Annotated in this window: 16 protein-coding genes and 1 pseudogene; 12 read left to right on the top strand and 5 right to left on the bottom strand. The window is 62.5% G+C overall.

The annotated features are described in order from the left end of the window. Positions 1 to 363: 363 nt before the first annotated feature. Positions 364 to 658 (bottom strand): annotated as a pseudogene (locus JQ611_RS20375) (GIY-YIG nuclease family protein). Positions 659 to 829: 171 nt separating this feature from the next. Beyond that, positions 830 to 2,116, bottom strand: coding sequence for a DUF2235 domain-containing protein (locus tag JQ611_RS20370; protein ID WP_212466401.1), 1,287 nt, complete (start codon positions 2,114 to 2,116; stop codon positions 830 to 832). A 249-nt stretch (positions 2,117 to 2,365) separates the two neighbouring features. Here JQ611_RS20370 and JQ611_RS20365 point away from each other — a divergent pair, with 249 nt between their 5' ends. Next, entirely contained in the window at positions 2,366 to 2,683 is a 318-nt protein-coding gene (locus tag JQ611_RS20365) for an AAA family ATPase (RefSeq protein WP_212466400.1), read from the top strand. 436 nt (positions 2,684 to 3,119) lie between these two features. Here the strand turns inward: JQ611_RS20365 and rpmB are convergent, their stop codons facing one another. Continuing rightward, positions 3,120 to 3,428, bottom strand: a complete 309-nt coding sequence (gene rpmB / locus JQ611_RS20360; protein ID WP_192736494.1) for a 50S ribosomal protein L28 — start codon at positions 3,426 to 3,428, stop codon at positions 3,120 to 3,122. Between the two features lie 395 nt (positions 3,429 to 3,823). Here rpmB and JQ611_RS20355 point away from each other — a divergent pair, with 395 nt between their 5' ends. The 7 genes from JQ611_RS20355 to JQ611_RS20325 all read left to right on the top strand — a co-directional run bounded on the left by JQ611_RS20355 (position 3,824) and on the right by JQ611_RS20325 (position 12,162). Continuing rightward, positions 3,824 to 4,636: a DUF3108 domain-containing protein gene (locus JQ611_RS20355; protein WP_409411285.1), complete on the top strand. Its 813-nt coding sequence runs from the start codon at positions 3,824 to 3,826 to the stop codon at positions 4,634 to 4,636. Positions 4,637 to 5,070: 434 nt separating this feature from the next. Then, complete coding sequence (locus JQ611_RS20350; RefSeq protein ID WP_212466399.1) at positions 5,071 to 8,646, top strand: helicase-related protein; 3,576 nt, start codon at positions 5,071 to 5,073, stop codon at positions 8,644 to 8,646. A 99-nt stretch (positions 8,647 to 8,745) separates the two neighbouring features. Beyond that, positions 8,746 to 9,015, top strand: a complete 270-nt coding sequence (locus JQ611_RS20345) for an RNA-binding S4 domain-containing protein (protein WP_212265684.1) — start codon at positions 8,746 to 8,748, stop codon at positions 9,013 to 9,015. 147 nt (positions 9,016 to 9,162) lie between these two features. Beyond that, positions 9,163 to 9,501, top strand: coding sequence for a ferredoxin FdxA (fdxA, locus tag JQ611_RS20340; RefSeq protein ID WP_192736497.1), 339 nt, complete (start codon positions 9,163 to 9,165; stop codon positions 9,499 to 9,501). Between the two features lie 437 nt (positions 9,502 to 9,938). Beyond that, complete coding sequence (locus tag JQ611_RS20335) at positions 9,939 to 10,745, top strand: CarD family transcriptional regulator (RefSeq protein WP_212386520.1); 807 nt, start codon at positions 9,939 to 9,941, stop codon at positions 10,743 to 10,745. Between the two features lie 273 nt (positions 10,746 to 11,018). Continuing rightward, positions 11,019 to 11,579, top strand: coding sequence for a host attachment family protein (locus JQ611_RS20330; protein ID WP_312012048.1), 561 nt, complete (start codon positions 11,019 to 11,021; stop codon positions 11,577 to 11,579). A gap of 289 nt (positions 11,580 to 11,868) precedes the next feature. After that, the gene (locus JQ611_RS20325) at positions 11,869 to 12,162 is read left to right on the top strand and encodes a hypothetical protein (protein WP_212265687.1); all 294 of its coding nucleotides are present in this window, start codon (positions 11,869 to 11,871) and stop codon (positions 12,160 to 12,162) included. Positions 12,163 to 12,469: 307 nt separating this feature from the next. Here the strand turns inward: JQ611_RS20325 and JQ611_RS20320 are convergent, their stop codons facing one another. Continuing rightward, complete coding sequence (locus JQ611_RS20320) at positions 12,470 to 13,963, bottom strand: M48 family metalloprotease (RefSeq protein WP_212466398.1); 1,494 nt, start codon at positions 13,961 to 13,963, stop codon at positions 12,470 to 12,472. A 133-nt stretch (positions 13,964 to 14,096) separates the two neighbouring features. Continuing rightward, positions 14,097 to 14,843: a thermonuclease family protein gene (locus tag JQ611_RS20315; protein WP_249133317.1), complete on the bottom strand. Its 747-nt coding sequence runs from the start codon at positions 14,841 to 14,843 to the stop codon at positions 14,097 to 14,099. A gap of 488 nt (positions 14,844 to 15,331) precedes the next feature. On the opposite strand from JQ611_RS20315, the gene JQ611_RS20310 reads away from it, so the two are divergent. The 4 genes from JQ611_RS20310 (at position 15,332) to JQ611_RS20295 (ending at position 20,499) form a co-directional block, all read left to right on the top strand. Then, positions 15,332 to 16,537 (top strand): ABC transporter substrate-binding protein, encoded by a 1,206-nt coding sequence (locus tag JQ611_RS20310; RefSeq protein ID WP_212265690.1) that lies wholly within the window; start codon positions 15,332 to 15,334, stop codon positions 16,535 to 16,537. A gap of 154 nt (positions 16,538 to 16,691) precedes the next feature. After that, a complete protein-coding gene (locus tag JQ611_RS20305; RefSeq protein ID WP_212265691.1) occupies positions 16,692 to 17,486 on the top strand; it encodes an enoyl-CoA hydratase in 795 nt (264 codons plus the stop codon). A 12-nt stretch (positions 17,487 to 17,498) separates the two neighbouring features. Beyond that, on the top strand, positions 17,499 to 18,263 hold the full coding sequence (locus JQ611_RS20300; protein ID WP_212466396.1) for a hypothetical protein: 765 nt from the start codon (positions 17,499 to 17,501) through the stop codon (positions 18,261 to 18,263). 121 nt (positions 18,264 to 18,384) lie between these two features. Beyond that, positions 18,385 to 20,499 (top strand): acetate--CoA ligase family protein, encoded by a 2,115-nt coding sequence (locus JQ611_RS20295; protein ID WP_212466395.1) that lies wholly within the window; start codon positions 18,385 to 18,387, stop codon positions 20,497 to 20,499. Positions 20,500 to 20,539: the final 40 nt, after the last annotated feature.

Genomic DNA, 20,539 nt, shown 5'->3' with positions numbered 1-20,539 from the left:
CGCAACGTCAACGTCCACCGCATCCCCGCCCCTCGTCATGACGACGGCCGACGCCCCTCTGAGTGGGACGGGATGGGCGAGAATGTGCCGGTGATTTGGGTCGAAGGAAAGGGAAATATTTTTGATTTTCGGAAATTCTGGGCTTGACATGATTTCTGACAATCGTAAGTGATTTGCCCGTCGTGCCGTTTTGTCGCAGTCCGATGTCGTCCCGGCGAAGGCCGGGACCCATACTCCGTGTCGCTTATTGTTGCAGAAGGTCTCCAACGTCAGTGCTCTTGCCGACAGGCCGCGGCGTATGGGTCCCGGCCTTCGCCGGGACGACAACGATAGCCGGGACGACGACACAAGACAGGACGACGACTAAAGCAGATGCGACAGATCGCTCCAGTCGGGATTCTCTTCTTCGATCAACCGTACCTTCCAGTCGCGATGCCAGTTCTTCAATTGCTTCTCGCGCGCGATGGCTTCCTGCGGCGAGGCATATGTCTCCAATGTAAACCAGCCGCGTAACGCCATACTTCTTGACGAACTCCGAGCCGCGTCCGGCGCGATGCAGCGTAAGGCGATTGCTGAGATCGTTGCAGACGCCGATGTAGAGCGTTCCGTGGCGGGCAGAGGCGAGGATGTAGACGTAGTAGGTGCGGGGGGTGGTCATGGTGTCATTTGGCCTGCGGCAGCGCTGATAAGTTTCGTCGTCCCGGCGAAGGCCGGGACCCATAACCACAGGATTGAGTAGTTAAGCAAAGTCATCGAACGGCGTCTCCCAACATAAGCGTCACGGCGTATGGGTCCCGGCCTTCGCCGGGACGACGCAAGATGTTAGGCCTCACACCTCCGCCGGCATCTCCACCTGCTCCGCCTTCACCGGCATCGGCCACGTCTCATACCTCTCCGGCAGATTCACCGGCCGATACTCCTTCACGTCAGCCATCCGCTTCACCACCGACTCATGAATGACAGCGCCTTCCGGAATCACCCGCGGCTCCGCATCCGGAATGTAGAATCCAAAATACACCTGCCGCTTCGGCCACTCCCTGTACTTCGCGCTCTTCGGCAGAAATTCGAGCAGCCACCACGCGCCAAGAAGCGAATTATGCACCTCGCCGCGCACATCAGGCGCGACGTAGGAGAACGGGCTTCCCTTCCGCGGAATCCCCCAGGCGAGCTGGTTGACATTGGCGTGGTTGAACTTGAGGCCGGCTTTCTCGGCCTCGTCGATCATCCAGAGCAGCGGATATTTGGAGAGGCCGGATTCTTTTTCGGGATAGCCGCCGCCGATATCGGCATGCACGCCTGAAAACCACACCTGCAGGATATCCTGTGGCGCGTCCTTCACGTCGTTGAAGCGGACCGGCTTGTAGGTCTGCGGCGCGTCCCACTTCTTACATCGGAACATGCAGCGCCGCTCGTCGATCGAGATCGCCTGGCGGAAAATCTGCACGCTCGGGTTCTGCAGCGTCCAGGCCAGTTCCTCGAGACTCGGGAGATAGAACCGGTCGGGCCGCGGCACGATCACGCTCGCCACCGTATCCCAGACGCCGACGAAGCGGATGGTGGGCCAGCGCGCCGAGGTGATGCGCGCGAACTGCGCGGCGTTGTCGAACGGCGAGGGCGGCTCGGCATCCTCGGCGGCGGCGGCGTCGACGCGCCCCCTGAATTTTTCGCGCAGCTTCGGCGCCTCGTCGCTGGAGAACGCCTTGTAGGCAATCAGGCCCGAGCCTGCGAGATTGCCCTGCTCTTCCGTGATCAGTCCGATCTTGTGGATCAGCCCCGCCAGCACCCGCACGGTGTAGGCGCCGCGGGAAAAGCCGAACAGATAGATCTGGTCGCCCTCGCGCCAGTTCTGCACCAGGAAGGCATAGGCCGCCAGCACGTTGTCATCGAGCCCATAGCCGGTGGCGAGCCCCAGGATGGCGTTGAAATTCTGCCTGAGCCGGTGCCACGTGTTTGGCCGCGCCAGCGTGCCGACGCCGGGATCGTAAAACACCAGTTGCCGCGGCTCGGTCTTCTCGGTCTTGCGCAGGCAGCGATAGAGCTTCAGCACATTGGAGATGTTTTCGCTGATCTCGTTGCCGGTGCCGTCGCAGCAGATGACGATGTTTCTTGATTCCATGAGGGTGCCCCGGGGATGATGCAGCCGGAAGTTTAGATAGAGATTCGCGGAGTGGCGAGAGGGATTCCGCCGAGCTTGAAGGTCTCGTCCGCAACCAACCTCAAATCATAGCGCTCCCTGTGACCGCGTCGCGCAGTCGACGTGGAAGTCCAATTGGGTCTCCCCATAGGGTAGAAATATAGGTTATCTGCACGCCAACATGGTACACCGTTAGTCAGTAGCCGATTCTACGGCGAATGAGGATTCAGGGTGCAGATCAAATTCATCGAAATCGCAAACTTTCGAAAGCTTCTTTCAATTCGTATTGATCTTGCGGAATCAACCACATTGTTCGTTGGGGCGAATAATAGCGGGAAGACATCCGCAATTCTTGCGATGCGCAAGTTTTTATCACCGCGCGGCCGTCCGTTTGAAGCGCACGACATAACCCTTTCTCGTTGGGCAGCGATCGACGCTATTGGAAAGTCGTGGATCGACGGCAAGGCCAACGACAAGGAAGTTGAGCTTAATCTTGCGTCTTGGGAGAATCTGTTACCGTCCCTCGATCTCTCACGCTTGACTGGGTAGGAGGGTTTCTGGGCGTGCGGGTCCGGTTGGAGCCGAAGAGCCTCCCGGACCTCTTCAAGGACTATCTCGCCGCGATAACTGACGCCGACAGTTTGAAGGCAGCAGCCAAGGCCGCGACCAAAACCGGTGATCAGCCGGATGCAGCATCACCCAAGCTTACCGTATGGCCGACGTCCCTCATGAATTTCCTGGGCAGGAAACTTTCAACGTACTTTGTGCTCAACGCGTATACAGATTACATCGGAGTTTTTGCTAACAAGACTTGCTCTTCAAAAGTTGCTCGTCTCTCGCTATCCAATTTTGCTTATCGACGAGAGTCAGGACACGAATCGTCACTTAATCCAGTTGATTGGCCGAAGACTCACAAAACAAAAACGGCCGGGTCCTTCGACCCAGCCGTTCAAAACTCTAACCGCCAATGAAGCGGAGCTAAACCCTAGCTCGCCTTCTTCACGTATTCCGGCTTGCCGACCTTCTTCTGGATCGCGCGCTTGAGATCGAGGGCGCGGGGCGACAGCACGTCGGCCTTGGCCTTGAGAAGGTAGCCGTCGAGGCCGCCATTGTGGTCGACGCTCTTGAGCGCATTGGTCGAGACGCGCAGGCGTACGTTGCGGCCAAGCGCGTCCGAGATGAAGGTGACGTTGACCAGGTTCGGCAGGAAGCGCCGCTTGGTCTTGATGTTCGAGTGGCTCACCTTGTTACCCACCAGCGGGCCCTTGGCCGTCAGTTCGCAGCGCCGTGACATCGCACAAAATCCTCTTCCATCCCCGCAATCAGCAAGCGCATCATGGCGCCGCGCGGGGGTCCAAAATCATGTCCATTTCCAGGAACCGCGGACGTATAGGGCGAGCGGCCCGAGGCGTCAAGGTTTTGCGGGGTTTCGCTTAAGATTTTGCGTATCCCTGGGAAGACAGCATTGCCGGTTTGGAAGCCATTACAAGGGTTTAAGGATATCAAGACGTTAGGACCATATAAAGGGCGCAATCCCCGCCGACATGAGTGTTCCCCGCGGATTGAGCCGCCGCGAGGGACCAGCCACGCGTTGATTGCCGGATATTTCTGATTACATAAACAAGAGCTCGCGCCAGCAGGACCGTCAGTTACGTGACCACACGTGCCATTTCGCATCGTTTCGGCCTGGTGGGCAGTCTTGCGGCCGGCGCCCTGCTGTGGCTGGCGCCGCTGGAAGCCTCCGCGCAAGGCCGGCTCGATGCCCATTACGAGGCGTCGCTGGCGGGCATTCCCGTCGGCAAGGGCACCTGGACCATCGAAATCGGCGATGATGCGTTTTCCGCCTCCGCGCAGGGCGGTTCCACCGGCCTGCTGCAGGCGTTTTCGGGCGGCAAGGGTTCCGGCGCCTCCCAGGGCCGCGTCGTGGGTGGCGCGCTGGTCGCCAACGCCTATACCGCGACCACCACGAGTTCGAAGAAATCCGAGACCATCCGCCTCGTGATCGCGAACGGGGGAGTGAAGGATTTTACCATCGATCCGGAACCGCCTGTTGATCCGGACCGCATCGTCGTTACCGAAGCGCATCGCAAAAACGTGCTCGATCCGATGACGGGCGCGATGATCCGCGTGCCCGGAACGGCCGATCCGCTGTCGCCGGAGGCCTGCCGCACCGGCACCGGCATCTTCGATGGCCGGCTGCGCTACGACCTCAAGCTCGACTACAAGCGCATGGAAAATGTGAAGGCCGAGCGCGGCTATCATGGGCCCGCCGTGGTCTGCGCGGTCTATTTCACGCCGATCGCGGGCTATATCCCCGATCGTCCGGTGATCAAGCACCTCGCCGCCCAGCGCAACATCGAGATCGCCTTCGTGCCGATCGCGGGCACGCGCATCCTGGTTCCATTCCGCATGACGATCCCGACCCCGTTCGGCCCCGCGATGCTGGAAGCCACGAGTTTTGTCACAACGGCGGCGCCGCCAAGGGTGGCGAAGACGCAGTAACGCCGGTGTCGTCCCGGCGAAGGCCGGGACCCATAACCACAGGCATTCATTGTTGCAGCAGGTGCAACTTTGACCGGCTCAAACGGCACGGCCGCGGCGTATGGGTCCCGGCCTTCGCCGGGACGACGAGACCCAACGAATCCCATTGACTCTTCACCACTTCTGATTCGACTCCGAGCCCTCTCAACTTTTAAGGAATTCACTCAAATTCACCGCCTTGTGGAGCCCAGGCAAACTTGATCTAGTGCCGCATCATGAGCGCTAACGCTGGATGTTGCGGTGAACGAAGCCAGTTTAAGTAAGAGTCAGCGATTCGGGCGCGATTCGTTCTAGACTCGTTCCATAGCTTAAGCCGCGACCGCATCACCGTCGCAAACTGACACACATAGCAAGCCGCGCGGCGCCGCTGAGAATCAAAGAAACACCTGCAAATTATGGCTTTCTCCTACTCGTCCACGTTTGGACATGAACGCGCTCCCGGCGCCGGCGTTACCGCGGTGCTGGGGCCGACCAACACCGGCAAGACGCATCTGGCGATCGAGCGGATGCTCGGGCATTCGTCGGGGATCATCGGCCTGCCGCTGCGGCTGCTCGCGCGCGAGGTCTACAACAAGATCGCCGCGCGCGCGGGAAGCGAAGCCGTCGCGCTGATCACCGGCGAGGAGAAGATCAAGCCGAAGAACCCGCGCTACTGGGTGTCGACGGTGGAAGCGATGCCGCGCGACATCGACGTGTCGTTCCTCGCGGTCGATGAAATCCAGATCGCCGCCGATCTCGAACGCGGGCATGTGTTCACCGATCGCATCCTGCACCGCCGCGGCCGCGACGAGACGCTGCTGCTTGGCGCTGCGACGATGCGCCCCATTATCGAGCGGCTGCTGCCGGGCGCGTCGATCGTCACGCGTCCCAGATTGTCGCAGCTTGAATTCGCCGGCGACCGCAAGATCACGCGCCAGCCGAGAAGAACCGCGATCGTCGCGTTCTCGGCCGATGAAGTCTACGCGATCGCCGAATTGATCCGCCGCCAGCATGGCGGCGCGGCCGTGGTGCTGGGCTCGCTCTCACCACGCACACGCAATGCGCAGGTCGAGATGTTCCAGAACGGCGACGTCGATTATCTCGTCGCGACAGACGCTGTGGGAATGGGCCTCAACCTCGACGTCGATCACGTCGCGTTTGCGTCCGACCGCAAATATGACGGCTACCAGTTCCGCCGCCTCAACCCTTCCGAGTTTGCACAGATTGCCGGCCGCGCCGGCCGCGCCACGCGCAACGGCACCTTCGGCACCACGGGCCGCTGCGCGCCGTTCGAGCCGGAACTGGTGAACGCGCTGCAGAACCACACGTTTGACAGCGTCAAAATGCTGCAGTGGCGCAATTCCAAGCTGGATTTCGCCTCGCTCGGCAGCCTGCAGGTCTCGCTGGCGCTCTCGCCGCAGCACGAAGTGCTGACCCGCGCGCCGATTGCCGAGGATTTGCGCGTGCTCGATCATGCGGCACGCGACGCCGAGGTGCGGGAAATGGCCCACGGGCCGGCGGCCGTGGAACGGCTGTGGGACGCCTGCCAGATCCCGGATTATCGGCGCCTGGCGCCCGCCGCCCATGCCGAACTCGTGACCACGCTGTACGGATTCCTGATGAAAAAGGGCCGGATTCCCGACGAATGGTTCGCGGCCCAGGTCGACCAGGCCGACCGCGTCACCGGCGATATCGACACGCTGTCGGGCCGGATCGCGCAAATCCGCACCTGGACCTTCGTCGCCAACCGGCCGGACTGGCTGGGTGACCCCGATCATTGGCAGGGGATCACGCGCGAGGTCGAAAATAAATTGTCCGATGCGCTGCATGAACGGCTAACGGAGCGTTTCGTTGACCGCCGTACCAGTGTATTGATGCGCCGCCTGCGGGAGAACAGTGTTTTGAATACGGAAATCGGCAAGACCGGCGAAGTGATCGTTGAAGGCCATGTGATCGGCCGCCTCGACGGATTCACCTTTGCACCAGATGCGGCGGAGGCCGGAAGCGACGCCAAGGCGTTGCAGGCGGCAGCACAGCAGGTGCTGGCCGGCGAGATCGACACGCGCGCCGAAAAGCTTAGCGCTGCGCCCGACGACGCCTTCGTGCTGACGTCAGATGGCACCATCCGCTGGACCGGCGATGCGGTGGCAAAGCTCGTCGCCGCCGACGACGCGCTGCATCCGCGCCTGCGCATCATTTCCGACGATCGCCTCAATGGCGCGGCGCGCGAAGCCGTGCAGACGCGGCTCGACCTGTGGCTCAAAACGCATATCGAAAAGCTGCTCGGTCCGCTGTTCGGGCTTGCCAAGGCCGAGGACATCACCGGCATCGCGCGCGGCATCGCGTTCCAATTGATCGAGGCGCTCGGCGTGCTCGAGCGTTCAAAAATCACCGCCGAGATGAAGGATCTCGACCAGCCCTCGCGCGCGACGCTGCGCAAATACGGCGTGCGCTTCGGCGCCTATCACATCTATTTCCCGGGACTGCTGAAGCCCGCGGCGCGCTCGCTGGCCTCGCTGCTGTGGGCCGAGAAGCAGGACAATGTCGACATGTCCGCGCTGTCAGGTGCGCAGCATCTGGCGAGTAGCGGCCGCACCTCGTTCGCGGTCGACAAGGCGCTGGCACGTGACGCCTATCGCGTGCTCGGCTATCGCCAGTGCGGCGAGCGCGCGGTGCGCGTCGATATTCTGGAGCGTCTTGCCGATCTGATCCGCCCCGCGCTGGCCTGGCGCGAAAGTTCGCCGGGCGAAAAACCCGCCGGCGCGTTCGATGGCCGCAGCTTTGTGGTGACGCAGGCGATGACCTCGCTGACGGGTTCGGCCGGCGAAGATTTCGCCTCGATCCTGCGCGCGCTCGGCTATCGCTCCGAGCGCCGCGCGCCGCTGCCGCCGAAGCCGGTCGCGGCGACTGAGCCGATCGTTGCAGCGGAAGCCGCGCCGGTTGAGGGCACTGATGCTGTGGCCGATGCGGCCGCGCCGGCCGAAGCCACGGCAGACGCGCCGATGGAAGCCGCGACTGAAGCGTCGGCTGAAGCGCCCGCGCAAACCGCTGACGAGACCGTGGCCCAGCCGGTCTCCGGCGACCCCGCGCCATCGGCCGCCTTGCTGCCCGAGGTCACGCTCGCGCCGGCGCCGGCCGAAGAGCCCGCGGTGGAAGCTGAACCCGTTGTCGAGGCCGCCGCAGAGCCCGCGCCGGCCGAAACGCCAGCCGAGGTGCTGAGCGCACCCGAGGTGCCCACCGCGGCCGACGTGACGGCCGCTGTCGAGGCGGCCACGGCGCCCGACGCAATTGCTCCTGAAGCCATAACAGAAGCTGTCGCCGGCGATGCCGCAGCGACGGAAGCCGCCGCCGAAGCCAAGCCCGATGCGCCTGTCGTGCCCGAAATGGTCGAAGTCTGGCGGCCCGGTGGCCGTTCGGAAGAACGCCGTCCGCACCACGACCGCAACCGCCAGCGTCATCGCGGCCATCAGCAGAACAGGAGCGCCGACGGTGTTGCGCCCGCGGCGGCTGCCGCCGGTGAAGGCGGCGAGGCTGCAGCGCCCGGACGCGAGCAGCGGCATCGCCGCGGCCGCCGTCACAACGAGTTCCGCAAGCCGCGCGAGGGCGCACCCGCTGATGCCAACGCCACGCCGCCGGCAGAGGGCGCACCGCAAGAAGCGCGTGCCGACAGCCGTCCGCCGCGCGAGCGCTTTGAAGGCAAGGGCCGCGACAATGACACCCGCCGCGACAACAAGGGCGGTGGTCGTCCGGAGAAATTCGGCGGCGATCGCAACAAGGGTGACCGCAACAAGGGCGGCGGGCGCGATAAAGGTGGCCGCGATTTCGGTGGGCGTGACAAGGGCGGCCGCGACAAGCGCGACTCTGGCCCGTCGCATCGGCAATACGCCACCAGCGCCGCGCCACGCGAGCGCGACCGGCCGATCGATCCCAATTCGCCATTCGCAAAACTGGCGGCGCTGAAGGAACAGCTCGCCGGCAACAAGGATCGCTGATCTTATTTTTTGACGCGTTTTCTTTACGCGAACCGGTACCCATCCCGCATCAAGTGCGGGACAGGCTTCGCTTGAAAGCGCTACGTTCGAGCAGGTTGATTGGATCGACAGCGTCTCGATAAATGGCTGTGGCATGCGCGGGTGGTGAAGGCCCGCACAAGTGCTGCCGCATTGGTCGAAGCCGGCCACGTCCGCATCAACGGCGTGCGCGAGAAAGCTCCGGGACATGCCGTGAAGCTCGGCGACGTCGTCACCATCGGGCTCGACAATTCGGTGCGGGTGCTGAAAGTAGCCGGCTTCTCCGAGCGGCGGGGCGATGCCGCGGCCGCGCGCGTGCTGTACGAGGATTTGCAGAACCGCAGGGAATGACTATCTGCAAACGAGCCCGTCGGGCGCTTGAAAACCCAAGCTCTCCGGCGCTGCGCCCTGCTTGTTGTTGCCTTGCTCTTCCCTTGCGGCTGCGCAGTTCATGCGCTACGCAAACCCCGGAAAAAGTTGACCGTTTCGGAGCCCTGGATGACTTACGTCGTCACTGATGCCTGCATCAAATGCAAATATACCGACTGCGTAGAGGTCTGCCCCGTGGACTGCTTCTACGAGGGCGAGAACATGCTGGTCATCCATCCCGACGAGTGCATCGACTGCGGCGTCTGCGAACCCGAATGTCCCGCCGACGCCATCAAGCCGGACACCGAGCCGGGCCTGGAGAAGTGGCTCGAGGTCAACACCGAATACGCCAAGGCCTGGCCCAACATCACCCAGAAGAAGGACCAGCCGCCCGACGCGAAAGAATTCGAGGGTGTGGAAGGCAAGTTCGAGAAATATTTTTCCAAGGAACCCGGTAGCGGGGACTGATTCGGATCACCCCTTCCAGACCAGTTGAGACCGCTCCGGACCTAATTTGAACCTAATTCGGAGCCGCCAGACCCATACACAGCCTGCCGATTTAACCTTGTTGACGGACTTATGACCGAAAGGTCCCTGAGAAGGTCCGAAACAGGGCGTAAATCATTGATTTTTGCGGAAAATGTGCTATATTGGGCACATTACAAGCCGGATCCGGCCTTGCGTAACTTTGGCCTCCCCGGTGGTCCCGTAAAAAACATCGAACAGGGGCGTGGCAGTTCCGCGCGCAGGCTGTGTCACAGAAAACGCGTAAAAAGAGTGTTTCAAAGACTTCGAAAAAAGCCGCCGCGGCCAGCCGCAGCGCAACCAAAGGCCGTGCCAAGGCGTCTGTAAAGGAAGCCAAGAAGGCTGCAGCCACAAAGTCCTCGAAAAACAAAAGAAGCTCAATGCCAGATAAGACTGCAAAAACCGCCGCGAAAGCGACGGCTTCGAAGGCCACTGCCTCGAAGGTCGCCGCCAAGACTGCCCCCAAAGCTGCCGCTGCTGCTCCCAAGGCTGCCGTTGCTGCGCCCAAGGCCGCTGTTGTGGCTCCGAAGGCCGCCGTGGTGGCCCCGAAGGCTGCCGCCCCGCGCGTGGAGGAGCCGAAGAAGGTCGTGACCCAGCGTCAGGGCTTCAAGGCCAATGAATTCGTGGTCTATCCCGCTCACGGTGTCGGCCAGATCCTGGCGATCGAGGAGCAGGAGATCGCAGGCGCCAAGCTTGAGCTGTTCGTGATCAATTTCATGAAGGACAAGATGACGCTGCGGGTGCCGACCGCCAAGGTCGCCAATGTCGGCATGCGCAAGCTGTCCGATCCGGCGCTGGTCAAGAAGGCCCTTGAGACGCTCAAAGGCCGCGCGCGCGTAAAACGCACGATGTGGTCGCGCCGGGCGCAGGAATACGAAGCAAAGATCAATTCGGGCGACATCGTTGCGATCGCCGAAGTGGTGCGCGACCTCTATCGCTCGGAATCGCAGCCCGAACAGTCCTACAGCGAACGCCAGCTCTATGAAGCGGCGCTCGATCGCCTGTCGCGCGAAATCGCCGTCGTCCAGCATTCGACGGAGACCGAAGCGGTCAAGGAAATCGAGAGCCAGCTCGCCAAGAGCCCGCGCCGCGGCGCCAAGACCGAAGCCGGTAGCGAAGCTGACGGTGAAGGTGATGAGGCCGACGCCGACGGTGACGATGCTGCCGTTGCGGACGAGGCGGCGTAAGCTACGCTACACAGATTGAATTGCGAAAAGCCCGGTCGAGAGACCGGGCTTTTTGTTTTGGGGCGATATCTAACCCCACGTCGTCCCCGCGAAGGCGGGGACCCATAACCACGAATGCGTGTTGTTAGAATTCGCCGTGGCTCCAGCTTCGCGGGATAATAACCATCGGTGGCTATGGGTCCGCCGATGCGCAATTGCGCATCTGAGATCGCACTCGTTACGCTCGCTTGTCCGGGACGACGAAGATCTTACGCAGTCTGCGGTGCAGGCCTATTGCGTGCGCATTTGACGCGATGTCGATGCCGACGCCGGCATTTCTTTGCGGAAACCCTATGTTCGCTCTGGCGTTGTCAATCAACGCAACTGATTGGAGCAAGAATGGCCACGGAACTCACACCGCAAGTTCCCCACAACGCGCTTATCCTGGTCGGCGACGGTCAAAAGGCGCTCTTCCTGCGCAACAAAGGCACCGCGCATCAAGTCCACCTTGTCGTCGAACGCATTATCGAGCGCGACAATCCGCCGACCCGCGAGCAGGGTACCGATCGTCCGGGGCGCTCCAACGCAAGTGTTGGTGTGGCGCGCAGCGCCATGGAAGAAACAGACTGGCACCACATTGCCGAGGAGCGATTTGCCGGCGAGCTTGCCGACGCGCTCTATCGCCATGCCCACGCCAATCTTTTCGAGAAGCTTGTCATTATCGCCCCGCCGAAAGTGCTGGGCAATCTTCGCAAGGCCCTCCACGCGGAGGTCATCGCGCGCGTGATTGCGGAAATTCCAAAGGAACTGACATCGCATCCGGTTGCCGAAATCGAGCGGCTTGTCGCTGCTTGAGCCGCTTGCACCGTATTTCGGCAGGCTCGCGATCAGGAGCGAACGTGTCCTGAAATTTACCGTGAGAAGCCGGAACGTTTTCAGCGCGGATTCATTCGAGGCATGTGGCCGGCAACATTCAGAGCTTTGGCTGCACCCCGATCCACGATCGCACGCCCGGGAACGAATTGGATTTGCCTTGCCCTTGCCTTGGGCTTGTCCGATGCACGCGGGAACAGACAGGAGGGGAACACACCCAGACAGGGCAGAATCGCGCACCAACAAAATCGCGCACTAGATGGAGCAGATCATGAAGTTGAGCTCGACACAGGTTAAACAAACCCTGAGCCAGTTCCAGGCCGAGGTTCTTCCCGACGATCATCCGGCGGTCCCGCAGCTGAACAATCTGTTCGGGAACCACACGTTCTTTCTGGATACCCGCGGCCTCAAGGTTCTCGAACCTACCGGGGCGCCGGAGACGGAGGCTCAGAGCGGCGAAGTCGTCAGTCTCGCCGACTGGAGCGATGCGACGCTCACCAGTCTGAGGCCGCATGAACCGGAAATGACGGGTGTGGTCGTGGTGCTTGAGCCGAGCAGGCACTGAGGCGCAATTGTCCTCGGGTGAGCGCGTAGACCGCAGCGCTTGCCATACATTGATGCGTCGTCCCGGCGAAGGCCGGGACCCATAGCCACCAATGCGCATGGTCGGATCGTGGCTACAGCGTCGTGCAACAACGCACATTTGTGGCTATGGGTCCCCTGATGCGCAATTGCGCATCTGAGATCGCGCTTCGCTTGTCCGGGACGACGCTTGAGAGGAGGCCAGACTCGTCGCACGAGATCCCGGATTCGCGCTAAAGCGCGCTCCCAGATGCGCAATTGCGCATCAGGGATGACGCGCTTTTCGCGCGTCAATCCACCACGATCTTGACGCGGTCGCGGGTTTTGACCTGGGCGTTGGCGTCGAGGCCGTTGAGGATGCGGAAGCGCTGGGCCGGGCGGTCGACGCCGGCCATGCGGTGCGAGAGCGATTCCACGGTGTCGCCAGGTTGCACGGTGATGACTTTTATGCGCAACGGACGTGCCGCCTGAATCTCCTCGAGCGTCAGGCGGCGGAACGAGTTGACGGTCTCGCGCGCGTTGCGCTCGCTTTCGGTGGTCTTCTGCTTGGCGGCAAAAATGAAGCGGTAGACGTCGCTGCCGAAGCGCAGCGCGTAGACCTTGAACTGCCACTGGTCGCCACTCGCCGAGGCCGACGCCGCCGGGAAGCCGTTGATGGTGAGGTCCTCGGTCGAGGCCTTCTCGACGCCTTCCATCCAGCCGGAATTGAGGTAATCGCCGAGCGTCTGCTCGGCCGGCACCCGCACCACGTCGAAGCGCATCGCCTGCGAGCCGCCCTCGCGGACGCCGATCACGGCCTGCGCGGTGTTGTCGAGCGTGAAGGTATCGGGGGCGGCAAACGTGAAGCCGAGCTTGGGATGCAGGAAGCGCCGCCCGCGCACAAAACCTTCGCTGGGGTCTTCGCCATAGACGATGTTGTCGATCGCGGCGAGATAAGTCTCGCGGTCGCGCTCGCCGCCTTCCGGCGACGAGAATTGCCGGGCCGAGTTCTGCGCATTCTGCACGCGCTCCGGGGTTGCCGGGTGCGACGATAAAAAGTCCTGCGCGCGGGGATCGAGCGAGGTCTTGCCGGCCTTCAGCGCGGCGTTGCGCTCCATCGCGCTCAGGAAGCGTGAGGCGCCATAGGGATCGAAATGCGCGCGCGCCGAAATGCCGACGCCGATGCCGTCGGCCTCGAACTCCTGGGCGCGGGAGAAGCTCGCCATCGTCAGTTTTGTTTTCGCAAGCGCCAGCGCGGTCAGATCCGGATCGTTGCTCATGTCGGTGACGACGCGGGTGACGACAGCGGCCTGCCTGGCCTTGTCGTCGCGGATCGAGGCGTGCTTGGCCAGCACATGCGCCATTTCGTGGCTCAGCACCGAGGACAATTCCGAGGTGTCGCTGGCGAGCGCGATCAGGCCGCGCGTCACATAGAGCTGGCCGGTCGGCAGTGCGAACGCGTTGACCGCGCCGGAGTTCAGGATCGTCACCCGATAGGCCTGGTCGGGACGGTCGGAGGCCGCGACCAGCCGATCGACGGTTTTGCTGATCAGCGCTTCCAGCTTCGGATCGTCATAGGCGCCGCCATAGGAGGAGAGGATGCGCTCATGCTCGCGCTCGCTCGCCGGTGTCTGCGCCACGGTGCGGTTCGGTTTGGCAGGCGACGTGGCCGTCGGCGCTGCTGTCTCGAACCGGCCGCCGACGCTGCCGCAGCCCGACAGCGTCAAAGCAGCGCACAGCACGGCCGACGCAGCCAAAAGGCGGCGGCCTATACTTCCCTCGCGCCGTCCTGAACGCTTCGTCACGTCAGTCCACTGTTCTCTTCTGAAACGAGGGCACGGTCCGATTGGATGCAATCAGCTCGTGCAGCCCGTGCCCAATTCCTTCTTTGACGCGTTTTCTTCACGCGAACCGGTACCCACTTCGCTCGAAAACGCTTCAGTTCCCACCCAGCACTTCAATTTGCCCCACCCGCAGCAAGTCGATCCGCGGCCCACCCCGCGCCTCGACATAGCCGCGGACACGAATCCGTCGATTTTCGAAGGACTTAGGCGACAGCCCGGCCGCCTCGAACGCCGGCATCATGCGCCTTGAAATAGTCACAGCAAAGTCCCGTGTCCAGTTCCGGCCAAAATTCAGATAGGTCGTTGCCCCTGCCTGCCGCACGGACAAAACCTTGCCCTCGACCACCGAAAAGCGCCCAATCCCGGCCAAAATATCGCCGGGACTTTCCGCGTTTTTTATGGCCGCCGGGTCGGCCCAGGTTCCCCTTTTGGCCCGCCGCGCGTCGGCCTCGGCGGCCGCCAGTTCCGCGGCGCAGTCCTTGTCGGCCATTTCGGTCGAAACCAGCGCCTCGCCACGGCGCAGCAGCTCGCTTTGTACCGGCGTCTCGGAACCCGGCAGGAATACGAAGGCGGACTGGCGGCCATAACGGTCCGGCGCGTCGTCGTCGCCGCGCAGCGTCACGTCGCGCCCGGTGACGATCGATGCCAGGGCTGCCGCGCCGTTCGCCTTGTCCGTGACTGACGGCACGATGCCGGCGAGGCGGATTTCGCGGCCGTCATCGAGGCGAAAGCTGCGCGCGTCGATCACGGCGGCGACGCGGCCTTCGCCTTGCGGTTCGAAGATGCAGCCGGCGGCGTTGGCGGGAGAGGAGGTCATGACGACAAAGCCACATGTCAGCATGGCTGCGATGTGCGAACTGTGATGGTTTTGGTCCACGCGTCTCATACCGTTGGTGTCGGCTCCTTGTGATAGCATCATACCGCATCATCAATCCTCATGGTGAGGAGGCGCCCATGCGCCGTCTCGAACCATGGAGGCCCCAGTGGTCGCTCCTGGCCTTTATCCTTCGAGACTTGCTTTGTAGGCCCCTCAGAGTCTCTCTCAAAAAGAGATCCATGAAATCGCGCGTTGGTACCGAGCGTCGTCATGCCCGGCCTTGTGCCGGGCATCCACGTCTTTGCTTTAGTTGAACGCGAAAGAAGACGTGGATGGCCGGGACAAGCCCGGCCATGACGAGCTCTCCCATCATCTCCATTCCGCTTAACGGAAAAACGCATGCGAGACACGCTTCGCACGCGCCTTGCCGCTATGGGTGCCATGCGGCATGATCGCGCCGAGTAAATTTCAAAGCCGCAGGTAATGCGGCAGCCAAGAAAAGGGAGGCCTTCATGAAGCGGGTTGTCACGGGCATTTTCGCCGCTGTTCTGGCGATGTCGAGCACGGCTGCGCTGGCGCAAGCCAAGCCGCCGCTCAAGCTTGGCGGCATCCTCGACATGTCGAGCCTGTACGCCGACATCACCGGGCCCGGCAGCGAATATGCGGCGAAGCTGGCGGTGGAGGATTTCGGCGGCGAGGTGCTCGGCCGCAAGATCGAGATCATCGCGGCCGACCACCAGAACAAGGCCGACCTTTCCGCCAACATCGCCCGTGACATGTTCGACAATCAGGGTGTCGAAATGCTGTTCGACGTCGCGGCGTCCGCAACCGCGCTGGCCGCCGGCGAGATCGCCAAGACGCGCAACAAGATCGTGATCTTCAACGGCCCCGGCTCGATCCGGCTCACCAACGAAGCCTGCGGTCCCCTGACCGTCCACTACGTGTTCGATACGTTCGGCCAAGCCAACGTGACCGGTTTGGCCTCCGTCAAGCAGGGCCTCGACAGCTGGTATTTCCTGACGGCTGACTACGCCTTCGGACATGATCTGGAAAAGGACACCGCCAATGTCGTGACGAAGTCCGGCGGCAAGGTCGTTGGCAGCGTGCGCCATCCGCTCAACACGTCCGACTTCTCCTCGTTCCTGCTGCAGGCGCAGTCTTCCAAGGCCAAGGTGATTGGCCTCGCCAATGCCGGCGGCGACACCATCAACGCCATCAAGCAGGCATCCGAGTTCGGATTGATGAAGAGCGGCCAGAAGGTCGCGCCGCTGCTCGCCTTTGTCACCGATATCGACAGCATCGGGCTCGAGACCGCACAGGGCCTGCTGCTTGCCGAAGCCTTTTACTGGGATCTCAACGACGATACCCGCGCGTTCTCAAAACGTTTCATGGACCGCATCAAGCGCGTGCCGACGTCGGCGCAGGCCGGCGTCTACTCCTCCGTCACGCATTACCTCAAGGCGGTGAAGGCCGCAGGTACCACCGATTCGGCGGCCGTCATGAAAGTCATGAAGGAGACGCCGATCAACGACATGTTCGCCAAGAACGGCAAGATCCGTGAAGACGGCCGCATGGTGCACGACATGTATCTGTTCGAGGTCAAGAAGCCGTCGGAATCGAAAGGCCGCTGGGACGACTACAAGCTGCTGGCGACCATTCCCGGCAATGAGGCGTTCCAGTCGCTGGAATTGTCGCGCTGCCCGCTTGTCAAAAAGTAGCCCCCTCATTGCCTGCAACAAACGCGAAGCGTTTGTGCAAGGGAGCGTAAGCGACGAAGCAATCCATCTATCCGTTATGCCGAGACATGGATTGCTTCGCTACGCTCGCAATGACGTCGAGAGAGCCAACCAATAACCACGAAAGAACCCGCACATGAGCCAGAACGAAATGGTCCTCCAGCAGCTCGACCAGGGCTTGCTCACCATCATCATGAACCGTCCCGACCGGCGCAATGCGCTCAATCCCGACATGACGCGTGGTCTCGTCGAGGCGGCGCGGCGCGCGGCCGAGGATCACGAGGTGCGCGCGGTGCTGCTGAAGGGCGCCGGCGGCACGTTCTGCGTCGGCGGCGACGTCAAATCGATGGCGGAGGGCCGGGCGCCGCTGTCGTTCGAAGCCAAGATGGTCAATCTCCGCCGCGGCATGGAAGTCTCACGCATCCTGCACCAGATGCAAAAGCCCGTGGTGGCGCAGGTCGATGGCGCCGCCGCCGGCGCCGGGCTCTCGATCGCGCTTGCCTGCGATCTCCGTGTTGCCAGCGCGTCTTGCAAGATCACGACGGCGTTTGCAAAAGTCGGACTGTCCGGTGACTACGGCGGCACGTATTTTCTCACCCAAATGCTTGGGAGCGCCAAGGCGCGCGAATTGTACCTGACCTCGCCGGTGCTCAGCGCGCAGGAGGCCTACAATCTCGGCATGGTGACCAAGGTGGTGCCCGACGCGGAAGTCGAGGCGGTCGCGCATGATCTGGCGCTGTCGCTGGCGCAGGGCCCGTCGATCACGCTCGGCTACATCAAGCGCAACATCAACAACGCCGAGACGATGTCGCTGGAAGAATGTTTTGACGCCGAGGCGATCCACCATTCGCGTTCGGGCGAGACCCTCGATCACAAGGAAGCGGCAAAGGCGTTCGTCGAGAAGCGCAAGCCCGTATTCCAGAATCACTGAGAGGGTCGCGATATGGCCGGCTATATGAGGCTGCGGCAGATCTGCCTGGTGGCGCCGCATCTGGAGCCCGTGATTTCGGACATTGCCGCCATCATGGGCCTGAACGAGTGCTTCCGCGACGGCAATGTCGCCAAATACGGCCTCGAGAACGCGCTGCTGCCGGTCGATACGATCCTGCTGGAAGTGGTGGCGCCGTTCCAGCCGGGCACCGCGGCGGGGCGTTTCATCGACAAGAATGGCGGCCGCGGCGGCTATATGGCGATCTTCTGCTGCGATGATCCCGATGCCTATGGCAAGCGCGCGAACGAGATGGGCGTGCGCACCGCAAACGTGATCACGCACGCGCCGTACCACGGCGTGCAACTGCACCCGCGCGATTGCCGCGCCGCCTTCATCGAGTTCAACCACACCGAAGGCAGCGACGACATTCTGGGAACCTATCCGCCGGCCGGTCCCGACTGGCAAAAGTCGATCGCTAAGGATGTGACGCTGGCCTTGCTCGGGGTCGAGATGGAAAGCCCGGAACCGGAGGTGCTGGCCGCGCATTGGGGCAAGATCATCGGCGTCGCCGTCAGCAGGAGCGCGAAGGGCGAGCCGGAGCTGAAACTGCCCAATGCCAGCTTCCACTTCGTCAAGGGGCCAGCCGATCTGATGAGCGGCTTGACGTTCAGGGTCGCCGATATCGCCAAGGTGCGGGATGCGGCCAAGGCGAAGGGCTGCAAGGTGACCGGGGACGGGTTTGATCTGTGCGGGGTGAGGTTTAGCCTTACCGCGTGATTGACGCGCTTTCTCCCAGTCGTCATGCCCGGGCTTGTCCCGGGCATCCACGTCTTTAAGGTCCAGCGCATCAGGAAGACGTGGATGGCCGGGTCAAGCCCGGCCATGACGGAGTTGAATCATGCCGCATCCGCTCGACAGCTTCTTCGCGCCCGGCAGCATCGCGCTGATCGGCGCCTCGCGCGATCATGAGAAGATTCCGGGGCGGCTGCTATCGATGCTGCGCAAGAACGAATATCCGGGCAGGATCTATCCGATCAACCCGAACTACCCCGATATCGACGGGCTGAAATGCTACAAGACCATCGCCGAGGTCGGCGCGCCGGTCGATCTCGCCATCATCATCATTCCCGCCCGCGCCGTGGTGGGCGCGCTGGAGGAATGTGCCGCGGTCGGGGTGAAGAATGCCGTCATCATCTCCTCGGGCTTTGCGGAGGAAGGCGGCGACAGCGCTGTCATGCAGGAGAAGATTGTCGCGATTGCGAAGCGCACCGGCATGCGGATTTCAGGCCCCAATGCCGAGGGTTTCCTGAGCGAAGTGCAGAAGGTCGCGGCCACCTTCAGCCCGACGGTCGACGTCAAGCCGGGTCATGTGCCGCTGGTCGCGACCACAAGGCGGGTCGCCATTGTCGCGCAATCCGGCGGCATCGGCTTTGCCATCAAGCATCGCGTCAAGGCGCTTGGCGTTGCGATCAGCTATTGCGTCAGCGCCGGCAATGAAAGCGATCTCGGCGCCGGCGAATTTTTGGATTACATGGTGCAGGACCCTTCCACCGACGTGATCCTGCTGTTCATCGAGGGCATCCGCGACGTCGACAAATTTCTCGCCGCCGCGCGCCGCGCTGCAGAAATGCGAAAGCCTGTGATCGTCACAAAAGTCGGCCGTTCCGGCGCGGGCGAGCGCGCCGCGGCCTCGCACACCGCCAGCATGGCCGGATGGTCGGCCGCCTATGACGCGGTGTTCGCCAAATATGGCTTTATCGTCTCCAACGATCTCGATGAGGCGGTGACGATCGCATCCGTGCTGGCGACGAATCCGCTGCCGAAGGGCGACCGCGTCGCGGTGCTGACCGTGTCCGGTGGCGGCGGGATCTGGGGCGCCGATACCGTCTCGATGCAGGGGCTGAAGGTTCCGGAGCTGTCGCCTTCGATCCAAAGCGAAATCAGGAAGTGGATGCCGTCCTATGGCGCCGCGGGCAATCCGATCGACGTCACCGCGCAAGGCGCCAGCAGCGGCGGATTGCAAAAGAGCATCGATCTGCTCGCCGCCTCCGACGAGGTCGACGCCATCCTGGTGGTGCTGTCGCTGTCGAGCGAGGTGCGGATGGCGTTCAAGGAGGCCGAGCTGAAGCCGGTGATAGCGGCGCAGAACAAGCCGATCGTGTTTTATTCCTACACGCTGCCGTCGACGTTCGCGCGGACGGAGCTTGCGAAATCCGGCGTCGTGGTGTTTTCGGGCCTCACGCATGTCGGCGTCGCGATGCGGCGGCTGGTTGAAGTTGCGAATTTCAGACTGGCACCAGCGGCGGATGTGGCGGCCTTGCCCGCGCGCGATCTCTCCGCATATCTGAAATCGCTGGCGCTGTCGGAGTTCGACAGCAAGTCGTTGCTGCGTGGCGCTGGCATCGCGCTGCCGGACGAGATGCTGGTGACTGATCGAGGCGAGCTGGATGCCGCGATCGCACGCGCGGGCTTTCCGCTGGTCATGAAAATCCAGTCGCGCGACATCCCGCACAAGAGCGAGGTCGGCGGCGTCCGCGTCAACATCGCGACCAAGGGCGAAGCGTTTACGGCCTATGGCATGCTGCTCGACAACGCGCGAAAACACCGGCCGGACGCCGCGATCCAGGGCGTGCTGGTCGGCCCGATGGCCAAAAAGGGCGTCGAGATCATCGTCGGCACGCTGACGGACAAGGTGTTCGGGCCGGTCATCATGGTCGGCCTCGGCGGCATCACCACGGAATTGTTTCGCGACGTGATCTACCGGCCGGCGCCGGTGAGTGCGGAAGAGGCGACGGTGATGCTGGGAGCTCTGAAAGCCGCGCCGCTGCTGAACGGGTTTCGTGGCGCGGCGAAGGCCGATGTCGCCGCGCTGTCGCGATTGATTTCAGAGCTGTCGGTGCTGGCCGCGCAATATGCCGAGAAAATTTCGGAGATCGAGATCAATCCGGTGCTGGTGCACCCGGAGGGGCAGGGCGTGACGATCGTGGATGCGCTGGTGGTGCGCAGGAACTAACAACGGGTCGTCCCGGCGAACGCCGAAACCCATACTCCGC

The sequence above is a fragment of the Bradyrhizobium sp. AUGA SZCCT0182 genome (genome assembly GCF_018130185.1).
Classification (GTDB): domain Bacteria; phylum Pseudomonadota; class Alphaproteobacteria; order Rhizobiales; family Xanthobacteraceae; genus Bradyrhizobium.
This window is presented reverse-complemented; position numbering and strand designations above follow the sequence as displayed.